Source organism: Candidatus Methylomirabilota bacterium (assembly GCA_036002485.1).
GTDB lineage: Bacteria > Methylomirabilota > Methylomirabilia > Rokubacteriales > CSP1-6 > AR37.
In genome coordinates, this window is record DASYTI010000201.1 from 12,877 (window position 1) to 27,777 (window position 14,901).

At 69.5% G+C, this 14,901-nt stretch carries 12 protein-coding genes; 1 reads left to right on the forward strand and 11 read right to left on the reverse strand.

The annotated features are described in order from the left end of the window. Positions 1-411 precede the first annotated feature (411 nt). Positions 412-1,575, forward strand: a complete 1,164-nt coding sequence (locus VGT00_17885) for a class I SAM-dependent rRNA methyltransferase (protein HEV8533298.1) — start codon at positions 412-414, stop codon at positions 1,573-1,575. Here the strand turns inward: VGT00_17885 and VGT00_17890 are convergent. From VGT00_17890 to VGT00_17940, 11 genes are all read right to left on the reverse strand, one after another. After that, on the reverse strand, positions 1,572-3,143 hold the full coding sequence (locus VGT00_17890; protein HEV8533299.1) for a CopD family protein: 1,572 nt from the start codon (positions 3,141-3,143) through the stop codon (positions 1,572-1,574). The genes VGT00_17885 and VGT00_17890 overlap by 4 nt on opposite strands. A gap of 257 nt (positions 3,144-3,400) precedes the next feature. After that, complete coding sequence (locus VGT00_17895; protein HEV8533300.1) at positions 3,401-4,531, reverse strand: CDP-alcohol phosphatidyltransferase family protein; 1,131 nt, start codon at positions 4,529-4,531, stop codon at positions 3,401-3,403. Next, positions 4,528-5,562: a Gfo/Idh/MocA family oxidoreductase gene (locus tag VGT00_17900; GenBank protein HEV8533301.1), complete on the reverse strand. Its 1,035-nt coding sequence runs from the start codon at positions 5,560-5,562 to the stop codon at positions 4,528-4,530. The genes VGT00_17895 and VGT00_17900 overlap by 4 nt, the downstream gene beginning before the upstream one ends. Before the next feature lie 118 nt (positions 5,563-5,680). Continuing rightward, positions 5,681-7,009, reverse strand: coding sequence for an aspartate aminotransferase family protein (locus VGT00_17905; protein ID HEV8533302.1), 1,329 nt, complete (start codon positions 7,007-7,009; stop codon positions 5,681-5,683). Further along, entirely contained in the window at positions 7,006-7,848 is an 843-nt protein-coding gene (locus VGT00_17910) for a hypothetical protein (GenBank protein ID HEV8533303.1), read from the reverse strand. Before VGT00_17910 ends, VGT00_17905 begins: the two co-directional genes overlap by 4 nt. A 20-nt stretch (positions 7,849-7,868) precedes the next feature. Continuing rightward, the gene (locus tag VGT00_17915) at positions 7,869-8,573 is read right to left on the reverse strand and encodes an NTP transferase domain-containing protein (protein HEV8533304.1); all 705 of its coding nucleotides are present in this window, start codon (positions 8,571-8,573) and stop codon (positions 7,869-7,871) included. Then, complete coding sequence (locus VGT00_17920) at positions 8,570-9,244, reverse strand: HAD family hydrolase (protein ID HEV8533305.1); 675 nt, start codon at positions 9,242-9,244, stop codon at positions 8,570-8,572. Before VGT00_17920 ends, VGT00_17915 begins: the two co-directional genes overlap by 4 nt. Before the next feature lie 283 nt (positions 9,245-9,527). After that, on the reverse strand, positions 9,528-12,206 hold the full coding sequence (alaS, locus tag VGT00_17925) for an alanine--tRNA ligase (protein HEV8533306.1): 2,679 nt from the start codon (positions 12,204-12,206) through the stop codon (positions 9,528-9,530). A 25-nt stretch (positions 12,207-12,231) separates the two neighbouring features. Beyond that, positions 12,232-12,768 (reverse strand): regulatory protein RecX, encoded by a 537-nt coding sequence (locus VGT00_17930; protein ID HEV8533307.1) that lies wholly within the window; start codon positions 12,766-12,768, stop codon positions 12,232-12,234. Beyond that, positions 12,768-13,925 carry a type IV pilus twitching motility protein PilT gene (locus VGT00_17935; protein HEV8533308.1) on the reverse strand — a complete coding sequence of 386 codons (1,158 nt, stop codon included), beginning with the start codon at positions 13,923-13,925 and terminating at the stop codon, positions 12,768-12,770. The genes VGT00_17930 and VGT00_17935 overlap by 1 nt, the downstream gene beginning before the upstream one ends. Positions 13,926-13,933: 8 nt before the next feature. Then, on the reverse strand, positions 13,934-14,901 hold a 968-nt coding region (locus VGT00_17940; protein HEV8533309.1), incomplete at its 5' end, for a recombinase RecA.

The following is a 14,901-nucleotide window of genomic DNA, read 5'->3' on the forward strand; positions in this document are numbered from 1 at the left end:
AGCCCTCGCCTCGCCGCTCTCGTCGCCTGCGGCTCCTCGGCAGCGCCTCAGCTCGAACTACTGTCTCAGCCCTCGCCTCGCCGCTCTCGTCGCCTGCGGCTCCTCGGCAGCGCCTCAGCTCGAACTACTGTCTCAGCCCTCGCCTCAGGGCTTCGCCTTTCAGCTCGAACTGCGGCCCTCCCGGGCAAGAATGTTCCGCTTCGAGCGCCGGCTTGTCCGGCGCGATTCTCAGATTGCTCGCCTCGGAGGGCAGGGCGCTGCCCATCCAGCTCGCCTCGCACGTGGGGGCCCCAGCCCCCGGGAACGTGCTGCTGCTCGCCGGACGCCCGCGACGTCCTGCGGCTCGCCCTGCATCCGGGGGGAGGCTTCGGAAGGGGGTAGAGCCCCCCTCCGAGCCAGCTAACGCCCTCCGTGGCCACCCTCAAGCTCAAGCGGGGCGCCGAGGCCAGGATCAAGGCCGGGCACCCGTGGATCTACCGCACTCAGGTCGCCGATCTCAAGGGCGCCTGGAAGGCCGAGGACGCCGTCGAGATCGTCGATTGGTCCGGCCGCTTCCTCGGCCGTGGCTTCTACAATCCGCGGTCTTCGCTCTGCTGTCGACTCCTGACCCGTCGCGACGAGCCCGTGGACGGGAGTCTCTTCCGGCGGCGACTCGAGGCAGCCTGGGAATACCGGCGCAAGGCGGGGCTCATCGCGGAGGCTTATCGCCTGGTGTGGAGCGAGGCCGACGGCCTGCCCGGCCTCGTGGTGGATCGTTATGGTCCGCTCAGCGTCGTCCAGTGCAGCACCCTCGGCATGTCGCGGTCCGCCCCCGCCATTGCCGACGGGCTGGGCCGCCTCTTTCCCGAGGGCCGCATCCACCGCTGGGATGACACGACGGCGGCCCGGCTCGAAGGGTACGAGGCCCGGCAGGATCCGCCGGGCGCGGAGCTCGTGGTGACCGAGGGCGACTGCCGCTTCGCGGTCACCCCGGGCGCCGGTCAGAAGACCGGGCTCTACCTGGATCAGAGCGAGAACCGCGCTCTGTTCGCTCGCCATGCGGGAGGCCGTCGCCTCCTCGACGCTTTCTGCTATGGGGGCGGTTTCGCCTGTCATGCCCTGGCCTCGGGAGCGCGCCAGGCCCTCCTGCTGGACTCCTCGGCCGACGCGCTCGCTCTCGCGCAGCGCAACCTCGAGCTCAATCAGCTGAGCGGGCGAGCCGAGCTGCGGGAGGGCAATGCCTTCGACCTCCTGCGCAGTCTCGAGTCGGCGGGCGAGCGCTTCGGCGCGGTCGTCCTCGATCCTCCCCCCTTCACGCGGCGCAAGGACTCGCTGGCCGCGGCCGCGCGGGGCTACAAGGAGATCAATATCCGGGGCCTCCGCCTGCTCGAGCCCGGGGGCGTGCTCGCGACCTTTTCGTGCTCACACCATGTCACGCCCGCGCTCTTCGAGGAGATGTGCCGGGAGGCCGCCGGCGATGCCGGCGTCGCCGTCCGGGTCCTCCAGAGCCTGAGCCAGAGCCGCGACCACCCCGTCCTGCTCAGCGTCCCGGAGTCCCGCTACCTCACCGGCCTCCTCCTCGAGCGAGTCTCCTAGGCCTCTCGGTAGAAGATCAGGAGGAGGCCGACCAGCATCAGGCACACGGCCCAGATGCGGCCAGGGATCTTGCCTTCGCCCGGCGGCAGTCTCAGCTCGAGCCAGCGTCCCCAGCCAACCAGCATGCCCAGGATGCCGAGGGGGGCATGAGTCACCTCGATCAAATACTCCGACTTCAAGTTGAGCGAGGCGTGGGAGTGCGTGAGCAGGAGGGCGCCGCCGACGGCGCACAGGATGGGGAAGATGAGGGCGGCCCGGGGGGACCGAATGCGCTCGGTGCGCACCATCCACTCGAAGGTGCCGAAGCCCAGCACGAGCAAGACGAACACGCGATGCTGCAGGACTTCGGGAAACTGCATGCTCTCCCAGAAGCCCAAGGGGCCGAGCGGCCAGGCCCCGGGGTCGTTTCGCACGAGGAGAAAGGCGGCCAGGCCGAAGAAGACGAGGGGCCAGTGTCGCGCCCAGGGCGCCCACCCCGTCCGGTGCAGGATGGCCAGCAGCCCCATGGCGAGCACGAAGAGGCCCGCGAAGTGGTGGTTGTACTCGGACCACGCGCGGTCCTCGGCGGTGCGCTCGGCATTCCGATCGTCCACGGGCAGCTCGTCTATGCCCGGCGACGTGAAGGAGGGCAGACGCGGCGTGAAGACGTGGCCGACCTCGGCGGGGGTGGCGCGGTCGGCGACCACGTCCACGGCCGGGGGCAGCGAGGTGAGAGAGGCCGCGGCGAAGAGCACGGTGATGCCGAGGCCCAGCTCGACCTCGATGAAGCGGCGCAGGCGCAGCCATGAGACAGGGCCGGCCGAAGGCAGCCGGCGCACCGCGAAGAAGTTGAGGGCGCCCAGGCCGAGGAGAAGCCCGAGGATGGCGACCTTGGTCAGGACCATCATGCCGTACGCGGTGCCGATCACGGCATGGGGGCCGTCGACGTAGATGGCGGTGAGCCCGATGCCTCCCGCCACGAGCACGGCCACAGATCCCAAGGCCATGGACGAGAAGCGCTGGAGGAGCACGGGCGGCCACGGACGCTCGCGCTGCCCGATGGCCGACGCCGTGAGGTGCATGAGGCCGCCCACCCACACGCTGGCCGCGTACTGGTGCACGGCATCCATGACGAGGAGAAAGCCCTCGTACTGGAGGCGGGCCGCGGCATGGCTGATCGCCGCCGCGGTGACGGCGAGGAGAATGGTCAGCCCCGCCAGCGCCGCCCAGCCCACGCGTGACTCCGACCGGCCGCGAAGCCAGAGCGCGGCCGCGGCCAGCCCCAGGCAGTCCAGCACGCGCAGCACGCTCGCCTGGAAATAGCCCGTGTGCAGGACCTCTCCCACGGGCCAGTGTCGTCCGCTGGCCAGGGCCACCTGCTGGACGCCCAGGGCCAGGAGCTGGCCCGCCGCCACGGTGGCGGCTCCGATGGCGATGAGCAGGAGCGCGCGACCCACGAGGCCGGAGAGCTCGGGGCGCTGCCGGACAGCAGGCCTCAAGACGAGAAGCGAGAAGCAGACGCCGCCGATGGCAGCGGCCTGGCCGCAGAGGGCGAGCCCACGAAGGATGACGTCGAGGAATCCCGCCATCAGAGCGAGATAGCTCGGAGGGGGGCTCCGCCCCCCTTCCGAAACCTCCCCCCGATGCAGGGCGAGCCGCAGGACGTCGCGGGCGTCCGGCGAGCAGCAGCACGTTCCCGGGGGCTGGGGCCTCCACGTGCGCGGCGAGCTGGATGGGGAGCGCCCTGCCGTCCGAGGTGAGCAATCTGAGAATCGCGCCGGCGAAGCCGGCGCTCGAAGCGGAACATCCTTGCTCGCGAGGGCACGGCAATCACTTGGATAGGCTCCTAGGGGCGGCGGGGACGGTCCGCCCAGAGCCGGACCAGGACGAAGAGCGGCGTGCCGATGGCGACGGGGAAGAGGAACCAAGCGGCCTGGCCGAAGGCGGCCAGGATGATCACGATGTAGATGAAGTCGCGGTGGGCGAGGGCATCGGCCAGCCTGGCCCCTGGCGAGCGCGTGGCGCCCGGGAGTGTCGTGGTCATCTGGTGCGACGCCAAGACGGTTGCGGCCAGTAAGGTACTCGCGCAGGCGACCGTCCCCAGCATCAGCGGCCAGCCAGCCCCGACCCGCAGGCTCCAGCCGATGGCCATGCAGGTGAAGACCGCCAGGTGCACGGCATTGTCCCCCCAGAAGTCGAGGGCGGCGCCCAGACGGGATTCGAGGAACTTGAGTCGGGCCAGCTCGCCGTCGCAGCCGTCGAGGATGGAGTGCAGGAGGAAGAGACAGGCGCCGATGAGCTGGAGTGTCGGCTCGCCGGAGAGGAAGAACGGCGCCCCGGTGAGCCCGATGCCGAGGCTCACCACGGTCATGTGGTTGGGCGTGACACCGGTCGCGACGAGACGCCTCGTCACGGCGAGCGAGATTCGCCGCTCGACGTGGCGCGACATGACGCCTTCGCTGTCCTTGATGAGGCTTCTGAGCAGCCACCGCTCGGCAGCGGGCAAATCGTCGTCAGACTCCAGCACGAAGCGCCCGCGCGGATCGAGCTCGCCGTCCAGCTTTCCAAAGGAGATCCGGAGCGCCGCCACCAGCTCGGCCGCGCCACCGGCCCCCCGCGCCGCCTCGAGCACGGCGCTCGTCCGCTCGGTCTCGACCACGGCGGTACCCGCGGAGTCGACCCAGAGCGTATCCGGGGTCAGCGGCATCTCGACGAGGCGCCGCAGCCAGGACGGCTGCGGGATGACATTGGCGGGCAGGAGGATGATCCGGTGCGCTCCCGAGGCGCCCTCGTCCTCGGCCCACGTCTCTCCGGCGTTCCCCCCGCCGTTCCCAACAACGCGCACGTCACAGATCCCCGCGCGCGCGGCCGTCAGCAGGGCGCGCTGCCGAAGCGAGAGGCCGGCGAGGACGGAATCCGGTCCGGGGACGCGCTCGGCTCCGGGTCCGGCGGGGACGATGACGAGCGCTGCGCTCACGCTCGGCCCCCGACGGCCATCGCCTCACAGGGCAAGGCGTCACCACCCCGCAGGCTCGACTGCCGCGCGAGCGCCTCGATCTCGACGCACAGCCCGGCCTCCGCGAGATTGCCGGCCAGCTTCTCCGCGGCCATGCATGCCAGAAAATCGTCGGCGACCTGGTGGAACCAGTCTGGATGGTGAGAGCCGTCGGAGAGCGCGGGCGGGCACGTGAAGCGCTCCGCGGCCCCGCCGCGGCTCAGCACGATCGTGTCGTCCACAAGATCGATGCGGCCTTCCGTCCCTTCCAGCTCCACCCGGTTCCGGCGCTCCGCGGCCGCCCAGGTCAGCAGAATGTCCACGGTGGCCTCGGGGAAGCCCAGGCGCACGGCCGCGGTGTCCTCCACCGCGAAGGCGGTGTGCCGGCGCGTCTCGAGCCGGGCCGCCACGGTGGTGGGACGAGCGCCCAGCCAGGCGGGCACGACATAGCCGACATGCCAGCCATGGTCGGTCAACACGCCGCCCCCCGCCACCGCCGGGTCCACGCGCCAGTTCAGATCCGTCCCATCGCCGGTCGCGGCCGGCCGCGTGCGCAGCGTCTCCCAGAGGACGTGACGTAGCGGGCCGATCTGACCATCCTTCACCAGCTCGGTCGTACGCCGAATCATGGGCGCGTGATGCCAGTTGTGCACCGTGTGGACGATCCGACCGGCTCGGGAGGCTGCTCGCGCCACCGCCCCGAACTCCTCCCGCGAAGACACGAGTGGTTTCTCGCACAGGACATGGAGGCCACGGTCGAGCGCGCGCTGGATGAATGTCGCGTGGCTCGAGGGCGGTGTACAGATGTCGACGAAGTCGAGAGGCTCACGCTCGAGGAGCTCGTCGGGGGAATCGTACCAGCGCGCCCCGGGGAGGAGCCGCGAGCATTCGGCCCGCTGGCCCGGGCGGGCGTCGGCGGCGGCCGCGATCAGCACATCGGGACGGCCGAGCCAGCCGGGCAGGTGCCCGTGGATGGCGACATTGCCGAGACCGATGAGCCCGCCGCGCCGCATCCTAGTCGATCGAAGGGGGCCTCGACGGCCCCCTCCGAGCCTCCCCCAGGATCGGATTGCGCCGGCGGAGCCGGCGCTCGAAAGAACCAAATCGCGAGCGCATTTCTCCGACAGGATCCTACTGGAGCCGATGCTCGCGGACGACGGCCTCCAGGGCTTCGTCGAGGATCGCGAGCCCGGCCAGAGCGGTCTCTTCGCTGATGACGAGGGGCGGGTTGATGCGCACGGTGGCCGAGTAGGTCATGGCGGCGAGCCCGCGGCGCAGGCATTCCTTGTAGAGAGCCTGCGTGACATCCTTGCCGAGCGGCTCCTTGGTCCGGCGGTCCTTCACGAGCTCGATGCCCAGGAGGAGGCCGCGGCCCCGGACCTCGCCCACCACGCGGTACTTCTCCTTCAGGGCCTCGAGCCGCTTGAGCATGACGGCGCCCACCCGGTCCGCGTTCTTGACGAGGTTCTCCTTGAGGATGATCTCGAGAGAGGCGAGCCCCGCCGCCGCGGCCAGCGGGTTGCCGCCGTAGCTCGACGAGGACGCGCTCGGGTTCGACCAGGGCTTCTTGCTCGTGAGCTCCTCCGTCGAGACGACGGCGGAGAGGGGAAAGCCTCCGCCCACGCCCTTGCCTACCGTCATGATGTCGGGCACGACCTGGTCGTGGTCGGAGCCCCACATGGAGCCCGTCCGTCCGATGCCCGTGATCATCTCGTCGCAGATCAGGAGCGCCCCCGCCTCCTTGGCGATCTGCTGGATGGCACGGAGAAAGCCCTCGGGCGGGACGATGTTACCGGCCGTGCCCTGGACGGGCTCGACGATGATGGCGGCGATCTCCCCACCCGTCTGGTGTCGGATGACGTCGCGGACATAGTCGGCGCACGCGATGCCGCAGTCGGGATAGGTCAGGCGAAGCGGGCAGCGATAGCAGTCCGCGTACGGCGTCAGGTGCTGGCCCGGGAGAAACGGCCCCAGATGATGCTTGAAGTCGCTGCCGAGCAGGCCGAGCACCCCACCCGTCTTGCCGTGGAAGCCGCCCCAGAAGCCGATGACCTCGCGCTTGCCCGTGGCCGCTTTGGCGAGCCGGAGCGCGGCCTCCACGGCTTCCGCGCCGCCCGAGAACATCTGGATGCGGGTGAGCCCTTCCGGGGTGAGGGAGGCGAGGGTCTCGAGGAAGCGCGTCCTCGTCTCCGTGGTGAAGCTGCCGAAGGTGAGCTTCTCCACCTGGCGCTTGAGCGCCTCGACGTAGTGCGGGTGGCAGTGGCCGACCGAGCCCACGGAGATGCCCGCGATGAAATCGATGTACTCCTGCCCGTCCTCGTCCACCAGGGTAGTGCCCTGCCCGCGCGCCATGGCCAGGCCCGCGTAGAGGGCGAAGCCCTGCATGCCCGCGGCGGCGACGCGGCGCTCGCGCTCGACGATGGCCCGGGAGCGCGGGCCGGGCTCGCGATGCTCGGTCATCTGATGAGCTCCCGAAAGCGCGCGGCGAGGTAGGCGCCGATGATCGGCCCCGCCTCGTCGCGGTAGAGGGCAAAGCTCGGCCAGGCATTCAGATCGATCAGAACCAGCCCCCCGCCCGGCGTCACGATGCAGTCGCCGCCGTAGATCTCGAGGCCGAGGGCGGCCGCGGCCCGGCGCACGAGCTGCGCGAGGGCGGCCTCGTCGAAGCGGTGGCCGGCCAGGCGCTGATCCTTGTGGTAGAACCAGCGGAACCACCGGGAAGCCCCGGCGGGCCCCTGCTCTCGGCCGATGCCGTAGAACTTGATGAGGTCGCCGTCGACATGCGGCTGGATGACGGCGCGCGAGATGCCGCGCGTGGCCATTCCCTCGAGGGCCCGCGCGATGGCGGCCGCGCCGTCGGCGAAGACGACGTCGCCCTCCTGGGTATTGTGCACGTCACCCCGCTTGACCCAGACGGGCGCCGGCACCGTCATGCCCTCCGCGGAAGTGGGGACGGATCGGCTCTCGATGAAGGGGACGGACGCCTCTGCGAAGCGCGCGACCATCCGCTCACGGTACGTATCGAGCACGGCCGAGGGCCGATTGACGGCGACGAGGCCGTCTTCCTCCCACGACGCGAGCTCTCGCAGCACGGGCAGACGCTCGCACATGAGAAAGATGGCGCGCGGGCGCGTGTGACCGGGGGAGCCGCCGAGCTCGTCCGGACCGCGGAGGTCCACCTGGAAGCCCTTGGCTTCCAGGCTCTTGGCGGCCAGGCGCAGGATCTCCGCGTCGTCGCTCTCGCGGCCCGGCGAGTGCGTCTCTTCCCGGAAGATGCCCCAGCAGTATGGATCACCCACGCGTGGCGCCTCCTGTCGGCTCACGAGTTGCGGGCCGCCAGCGACTCGGCCAGGGCCACGTCCTCGGCTCGGTCCACGTCCACCACCGTCTCGATCGTCTCGCCGTACATCGGCTCGCCTTCCTTGAGCAGCCAGCCCAGATAGTCCCGCAGCCGCGCGCACGGTGCCGCGGGGGCGAGCCGCCGCGCCCGCGCGGACACCAGGTACATGCCGGCGGTCACGAGCACGGGGGTGGGGACACCGAGAGCGGTGATGCGACCACGAGCGTCCACGCTCACCCCGAGGGGATTCTCATCCGCGACGAGGGGCGTCAGTCCCAGCACCGTCGCCTCCTCGGGGCGACGCCGCGCGGCCTCGACGAAGCCGGCGAAATCCTGCGGCCGGCACCAGGCGTCTACCGTCGAGATCAGCATGCGACCGGCGGCGGGGCCACCCGCCACCACGGCAAAGCTCTCGAGCGAGGAGGCGGTGGTCTTGACGGTCCAGTCGAAGGTGAGGTCTGGGAAGCGAGCGTTCGCCCATTCGACGCAGTCGCGCTCGCGCTCGTTGACGATGATGGAGATCCGGGCGATGCCTGCCGCGACGAGGTTCCGGATGACGGACTCGAGGAGCGGCACCCCGGCCACACGCACCATGGGTTTGGGCACAGGAAAGCCCGCCCGACGCAGGCGGCTGCCCTCGCCCGCGGCGATGATGCCGCCGGACAGCGGCGGCGCGGATGTCACGGTAGCAGTTCCTCCAGTTCGCGCAGTGAGCGGATCACTCGATCCCCCGGACAGCAGGGCAGCCCTTGGCGGGCCGGATCCGGGGTCAGCCAGACGTGCCGCATGCCGGCTGCCCGGGCCCCGGCCATGTCCCGGGCCAGGGAGTCCCCCACGAAAACCGTATCGGCAGGCTCTATCCCCAGCTCGTTCACCGCCCGGAAAAAAATGCGCGGGTCGGGCTTGCTCAGCCCCACCCGTGCGGAGTCCACGATGACGCTGAAAAGCCGCGTCAATTCAGCATTATCACATACCGTCGCGAGATTGCCATAGAAGTTGGAGACGATGCCGAGGCGATAGCGCCCGGACAGACGCTCGAGCAGCGGCCGATTGGCGTCGATGGCGGCGCGGGCATCGGCAAGGAAGCGAGCCGCCACGCGAGGGCCGAGCGTCGGGTCGCCCGGCTGGAGCGCGTCGGCCACTCCCCGCGCGACCTGATGGACGGTGTCGCGAAAGGACAGGCTGGCGGGGACCTTGCCCACGAGGGCATCGTCGGCGGCGTGGAAGACGGGATCGAAGTGCTCGGAGGGTATCGCCGCGCCCTCTTCGGCGAAGAGCCGGGCGAAGCGATCCTTCCACGCGAGCCCGTCGGCATCGAGCGTGCCCCCGAAGTCGAAGAGCAGTGCGCTGTTCATCGGCAATTCCGTATGGGCATCATGGCTATGAGAGATCGACCGAGCCGTGGGCGTCGCCGTGGGCCACCGTCGGCTCGCGGCCTGGGCGGCCGCCCGAGCAGTCTATCCAAGTAATTCCCCCGCGCTCGCGAGCAGGAATGTTCCGCTTCGCGCGCCGGCTTCGCCGGCGCGATTCTCAGATTGCTCGCCTCGGACGGCAGGGCCCCAGCCCCGCGACGTCCTGCGGCTCGCCCTGCATCGGGGGGAGGCTTCGGAAGGGGGCGGAGCCCCCCTTCCGAGCCATCTAACCCGCCGCGGCGCGCTCGACCCAGCCGGGGACGAGGGCCAGCGCCTGGTCGAGCTTCGAGGCGTCCGTGCCGCCACCCTGCGCGAGGTCGGGCCGCCCGCCGCCCTTGCCGCCCACGATGGGCGCCACTTCTTGCACGAGCTTGCCCGCCGGGAAGCGCTTGGTCAGGTCCTTGGACACGGAGGCCACGAGAGTGACCTTGCCGTCCGTCGCGGATCCGAGGAGGATCACGCCCGAGCTCATCCGCTCGCGCAGCGTGTCCACGACGGAGCGCAGCCCCTCGGCGTCGAGGCCGTCCAGGCGCGCGGCGAGCACGGGCACACCGGCGATCACGCGGGCCGAGGCGGCGAGCTCCTGGGCGCGGCCTTTGGCCAGACGCGCCTCGAGCTGCTGAAGCTGCTTCTCGAGCTGTTTCTGCTCATCGAGGAGCTTCTGGAGGCGGCGGGGCAGCTCGAGGGGCGGAATCTTCAGGAGCCCGGCCGATTCGCGCAGCGCCTGCTCCTCCCGCCCCACATGGCGTAGCGCGGCATCCCCCGTGACGGCCTCGACGCGTCGGACCCCCGAGGCGACGGCGCCCTCGGAGACGACCTTGAAGAGCCCGATCTGGCCGGTGACCTCGAGATGGGTGCCGCCGCAGAGCTCGGTCGAGAAGTCGCCGATCCTGATCACCCGCACCCGGTCGCCGTACTTCTCGCCGAAGAGCGCCATGGCCCCGCTCTTCAGGGCTTCCTGAAGGTCCATCTCAGCCGGCGTCACGACGATATTGGCCTGGACGTGCTCGTTGACCAGGTCCTCGACCTTCTCGACCTCGTTGTCCTTCACGGCCGCCCCGTGAGAGAAGTCGAAGCGCAGGTGATCGGGCGCCACCAGCGAGCCCGCCTGCATCACGTGGGTGCCGAGGATCTTCCTCAGCGCGGCGTGAAGCAGATGCGTGCCCGTGTGATGCAGCTTGAGGCCCTGGCGCCGGCGCGACTCCACGCTAACCGCGACTTCCTCGTTCTCGCGGAGACGGCCCTGGATGACGCGGACGCGGTGGACGATGAGCTGCCCGCCCCGGTAGTACGTGTCCTCGATCGCGCCCTGCCCCTCGCGGCCCACGATGGTGCCGGTGTCACCCATCTGGCCACCCGACTCGGCATAGGCGGGCGTGCGATCCAGGATGATCTCGACAGTCTGGCCCTGCCCCGCTTCGCTCAGCCTCCGGCCTTCTCCTACCACGGCTAAGATGCGCGCGGGCGAGGCCAGCTCGTCATAGCCGAGAAACTGCGGCTTGGGCAGCTGGGCGGTGAGCTGCCGATAAACCTCGACCGACGCATTTCCGTCCGGCGCGGCGCCGAACGAGGCGCCCGCCCGCGCGCGCTCGCGCTGGGCGTCCATCTCGGTTTCGAACTGCTGCAGGGCTTCGGTCGGCACCGACCAGCCTTCGTCCTCGAACACTTCCTTAGCGAGGTCAGTAGGGAAGCCGTGCGTGTCGTAGAGCGTGAAGAGAAATTTGCCGTCAACAACCTTTCGCTTGTCGCCGGCGTGGGTCTCGAGGTACTCGCGGATCTTGGCCATCCCGAGGTCGAGCGTCTCCGCGAAGCGCTCCTCCTCCTGCCTGACCACGTCCATGACGCGACCATGCGCCTCGACGATCTCCGGATAGGCTGCGCCCATGATTTCCACCACGGTCTTGGTCACGTCCCACAGGAAGGGCTCGGTCAACCCCAGCATGCGGCCGTGGCGCATGGCCCGGCGCATGATCCGCCGGAGGACATACCCGCGCCACTCATTGGACGGGGTGACGCCGTCGGCAATGAGGAAGGTCGCAGTCCGGGCATGATCGGCGATGACCTGCATGGACACGTCGTGCTCGCCATCGGCGCCATAGCGGATCTTGGACAGCCGCTCGACGTGGCCGATGAGCGGCCGCAGGAGATCGGTGTCGTAGTCCGAGGCCTTGCCCTGCAGGACCGCGGCGATGCGCTCGAGGCCCATGCCCGTGTCGATCGAGGGCCTGGGCAGCGGCGTCATCTTGCCCGAGGCATCCCGATTGAACTGCATGAAGACGAGGTTCCAGATCTCGAGCCACCGATCGCAGTCGCAGGCAGGCCCGAGACATTTCCCTCCCGCCTGCTCCTCCGCGCAGGGAATATGTTCGCCCTGGTGGAAGTGCACCTCCGAGCAGGGCCCGCAGGGGCCGGTATCGCCCATGGCCCAGAAATTGTCCTTCTCCCCGAGGCGCAGGATGCGCTCGTCGCTCAGCCCGGCGATCTCCTTCCACAGCCTGAACGCGTCGTCGTCATCGGCGAGGACGGTCGCCTTGAGCCGGTTCTTGGGCAGCCCCCACTTGGCGGTGAGAAGCTCCCAGCAGAATTTGATCGCGTCCTCCTTGAAGTAGTCCCCGAAGGAGAAATTGCCCAGCATCTCGAAGAAGGTGTGATGCCGGGCGGTGCGGCCCACGTTTTCGAGGTCGTTGTGCTTGCCCCCCGCCCGCACGCACTTCTGGGAGCTGACCGCCCGCTGGTAGTCCCGCTTGTCCTCGCCCAGGAAGACACCCTTGAACTGGACCATGCCCGCATTGGTGAAGAGGAGGGTGGGGTCGTCGCCCGGCACCAGCGAGGAGGAGCGCACCACGGTGTGCCCCCGCTCGCGGAAGTAGTCGAGGAAGCTCTGGCGCAGCTCGTTGCCGGTCATGGCCATGACGCCATTATACCGGGCGTCAGTCTGCCTGGCTGTCCCCGTCGAGCCGCGCTCCCGTGAGCGCGGTGACCGTTCGCATGACGATGCTTGCCGGATAGCCGCGGCGCAGGAGATAGTCACGGAGGCGCGGCGCGGCGCGCTCGCGGGTGGCGCGCAGCAAGGCGGGAAGCCGGCGGCGGCCGGCCTCGAGACAGCGCTCGGCCTCGACCACCTCGAGGAAGGCGGCCTCGACGGCGGGGCCCGCCACGGCGCTCGGGATGCCCTTCTGGGCCAGCTCCTGGCGGAGACGGCGGCTGCCTACCCGCCGGCCGCGCGCGCGCGATTCAGCCCAGAAGCGCGCGAAGGCCTGGTCGTCGACATAGCCGCGGGTTTGCAGCTCGTCCACCACGGCCCGGGCGATCTCGGCCGGGGCCCCCCGGCGCCGGAGGCGCTGCATCAGCTCGCGCGCGCTCCAGGCCTTCATGGCCAGAAGCTCGAAGGCCGCCAACTTGGCGGCCTTCTCGTCCAGCTTGAGGATCTCCCGAGGCACGCGCGCGCGGCGGCCTCGCGTCGGCATCAGCCCTTCTTGAAGACGCCGGTCCGGCCGACCGCGGGAGCGCCGACGAAGCCGGGGCTCGCGGCGTCCCAGGTCATCTCGCCGGTGGAGAAGATGCCCTTGACCTTGAGGTCGAAATCGTCCGGGTTGGTGGCGGCGTCCCGCGCGGTCTCGTAGGTCACCAGCTCCTGGCGGTAGAGGCCGAGGAGCGACTGGTCGAAGGTCTGCATGCCGTACTGGGCCTGGCCGGAGGCGATGACCGTGGGGATCTGCGCGGTCTTCGCCTTCTCGCGGATGGACTCGCGCACGAGCCCCGTCATCATCATGACCTCGACAGCGGGCACCCGCCCCTTGCCGTCGGCGCGGACAACCAGGCGCTGGGAGACCACGCCCTGGATGACCGCGGAGAGCTGGGCCCGGATCTGGTCTTCCTGGTGGGGCGGGAAGATCGAGATGATGCGGTTGATGGTCTCGGTCGCGTTCAGGGTGTGAAGCGTGGAGAGCACGAGATGGCCCGTCTCCGCCGCGTGGAGCGCCACCTCCATGGTCTCGACGTCGCGCATCTCGCCGACCAGGATGATGTCCGGATCCTGGCGGAGGGCGGCGCGCAGGGCCTGGGCGAAGCTCGTGGAGTCCTGCCCGATCTCGCGCTGGCTGATCACGCACTTCTTGTCCCCGTGCACGAACTCCACCGGGTCCTCGATGGTAACGATGTGGTCGTTGCGGGTCCGGTTCATGAAGTCGAGCATGGCCGCGAGCGTGGTGGACTTGCCGGAGCCGGTGATGCCGGTGACGAGGATCATGCCGCGCCGCTCGAGGCTGAGCCGCTCCAGCACCTTGGGCAGATGCAGGTCCTCGAAGGCCGGGATGTGCTCGGGGATGTGACGCAGGACGGCGCGCACGTCGCCCTGGCAGAGAAAGACGTTGATGCGGAAGCGCCCGATGCCGGGCACGGTATGGGCGAGGTCCATCTCCTCGCCTTCCATCAGCGCGTTGTACCGGATCTCGCCCAGGAGCGTCATGGCCGTCTTGCGCATGAAGTCGCGCGTGACGGTTGGCAGATCGTCCGGCGTCTCGAGATGGCCATGCACGCGCACGATGGGGCGCGAGCCCGATTTCAGGTGCAGGTCGGAGGCGTTGCGCTTCACGCACTCCGTCAAGAGCTGATGGAAATCCATGGTCGCTCCTACTTGGTGACCTTCTCGGGCGGCGCCGGCGTGGGGGATCCCCCCACCGGCTTGAGACCCAGCGCGGCCCGCACCTTGACCTCCAGATCCGCGAGGACTTTGGGATTGTCCTTCAGGTACTTCTTGGCGTTCTCCCGGCCCTGGCCGATCCGCTCGGTCTTGTACGTATGCCAGGTGCCGGACTTCTCCACGAGGTTCTGCTCGACGGCGGCGTCGAGGACCGAGCCTTCCTTGGAGATGCCCTCGCCGTAGATGACGTCGAACTCCGCCTCGCGGAAGGGCGGCGAGAGCTTGTTCTTGACGACCTTGACCTTGGTGTGGACGCCGATCGACTCCGTGCCGTTCTTGATCGTCTCCTGCCGACGGATGTCGAGACGAATCGAGGAATAGAACTTCAGCGCCCGGCCGCCCGTCGTGGTTTCGGGTGAATTGTGGACGACCACACCGTCTACGAGGTAGGTGTGATTGCCCTCGATTTCCAGATCGAAACGGTGTGTCGAGCGGGTCACAGGCTTTACGTACCGCTTCAGGATACGGGCAGGCACGGCGCGCAGGTGGGCACGGGCGGCCAGGGGTGCCACGGACTCGTCGAACTCGGGCTGCCACTCGAACCTGCCTCGCTCGCTCGGATGGAGCTTGAAGTCCATCGAGGGATGCACATATGGCGCGATCATGCGGTGGAAAGTGGCCGTCTGCTCCGAAGTGAGCCAGAAGCCCCGCCCGTCGTCCCGAGGACGCCCGACACCGAGGCGTTCGAAGAGATCCGCCACCCGAGTGCGGGATTCCCTGGAGAGGGCCGTGTTGTAGAGCACGGCCTTGCCCTTGTCCCAGCGCTCATCGGACCCCATGAACGAACCGTCGTCGGCATACCAGACGGCCAACCCTCGCGCATCGAGCCGGTCGAGAACGGCCGCGCCGGCGACACGCCCGCCGCCGGTGTCGTAGTAATGGCGCCGCAGGTCAGCGA

Coding starts and splice junctions, on each gene's coding strand:
- VGT00_17935 (HEV8533308.1), bottom strand. CDS start 13,925: ATGGATTTCCATCAGCTCTTGACGGAGTGCGTGAAGCGCAACGCCTCC.
- VGT00_17890 (HEV8533299.1), bottom strand. CDS start 3,143: ATGGCGGGATTCCTCGACGTCATCCTTCGTGGGCTCGCCCTCTGCGGC.
- VGT00_17900 (HEV8533301.1), bottom strand. CDS start 5,562: ATGCGGCGCGGCGGGCTCATCGGTCTCGGCAATGTCGCCATCCACGGG.
- VGT00_17920 (HEV8533305.1), bottom strand. CDS start 9,244: ATGAACAGCGCACTGCTCTTCGACTTCGGGGGCACGCTCGATGCCGAC.
- VGT00_17930 (HEV8533307.1), bottom strand. CDS start 12,768: ATGCCGACGCGAGGCCGCCGCGCGCGCGTGCCTCGGGAGATCCTCAAG.
- VGT00_17905 (HEV8533302.1), bottom strand. CDS start 7,009: ATGACCGAGCATCGCGAGCCCGGCCCGCGCTCCCGGGCCATCGTCGAG.
- alaS (HEV8533306.1), bottom strand. CDS start 12,206: ATGACCGGCAACGAGCTGCGCCAGAGCTTCCTCGACTACTTCCGCGAG.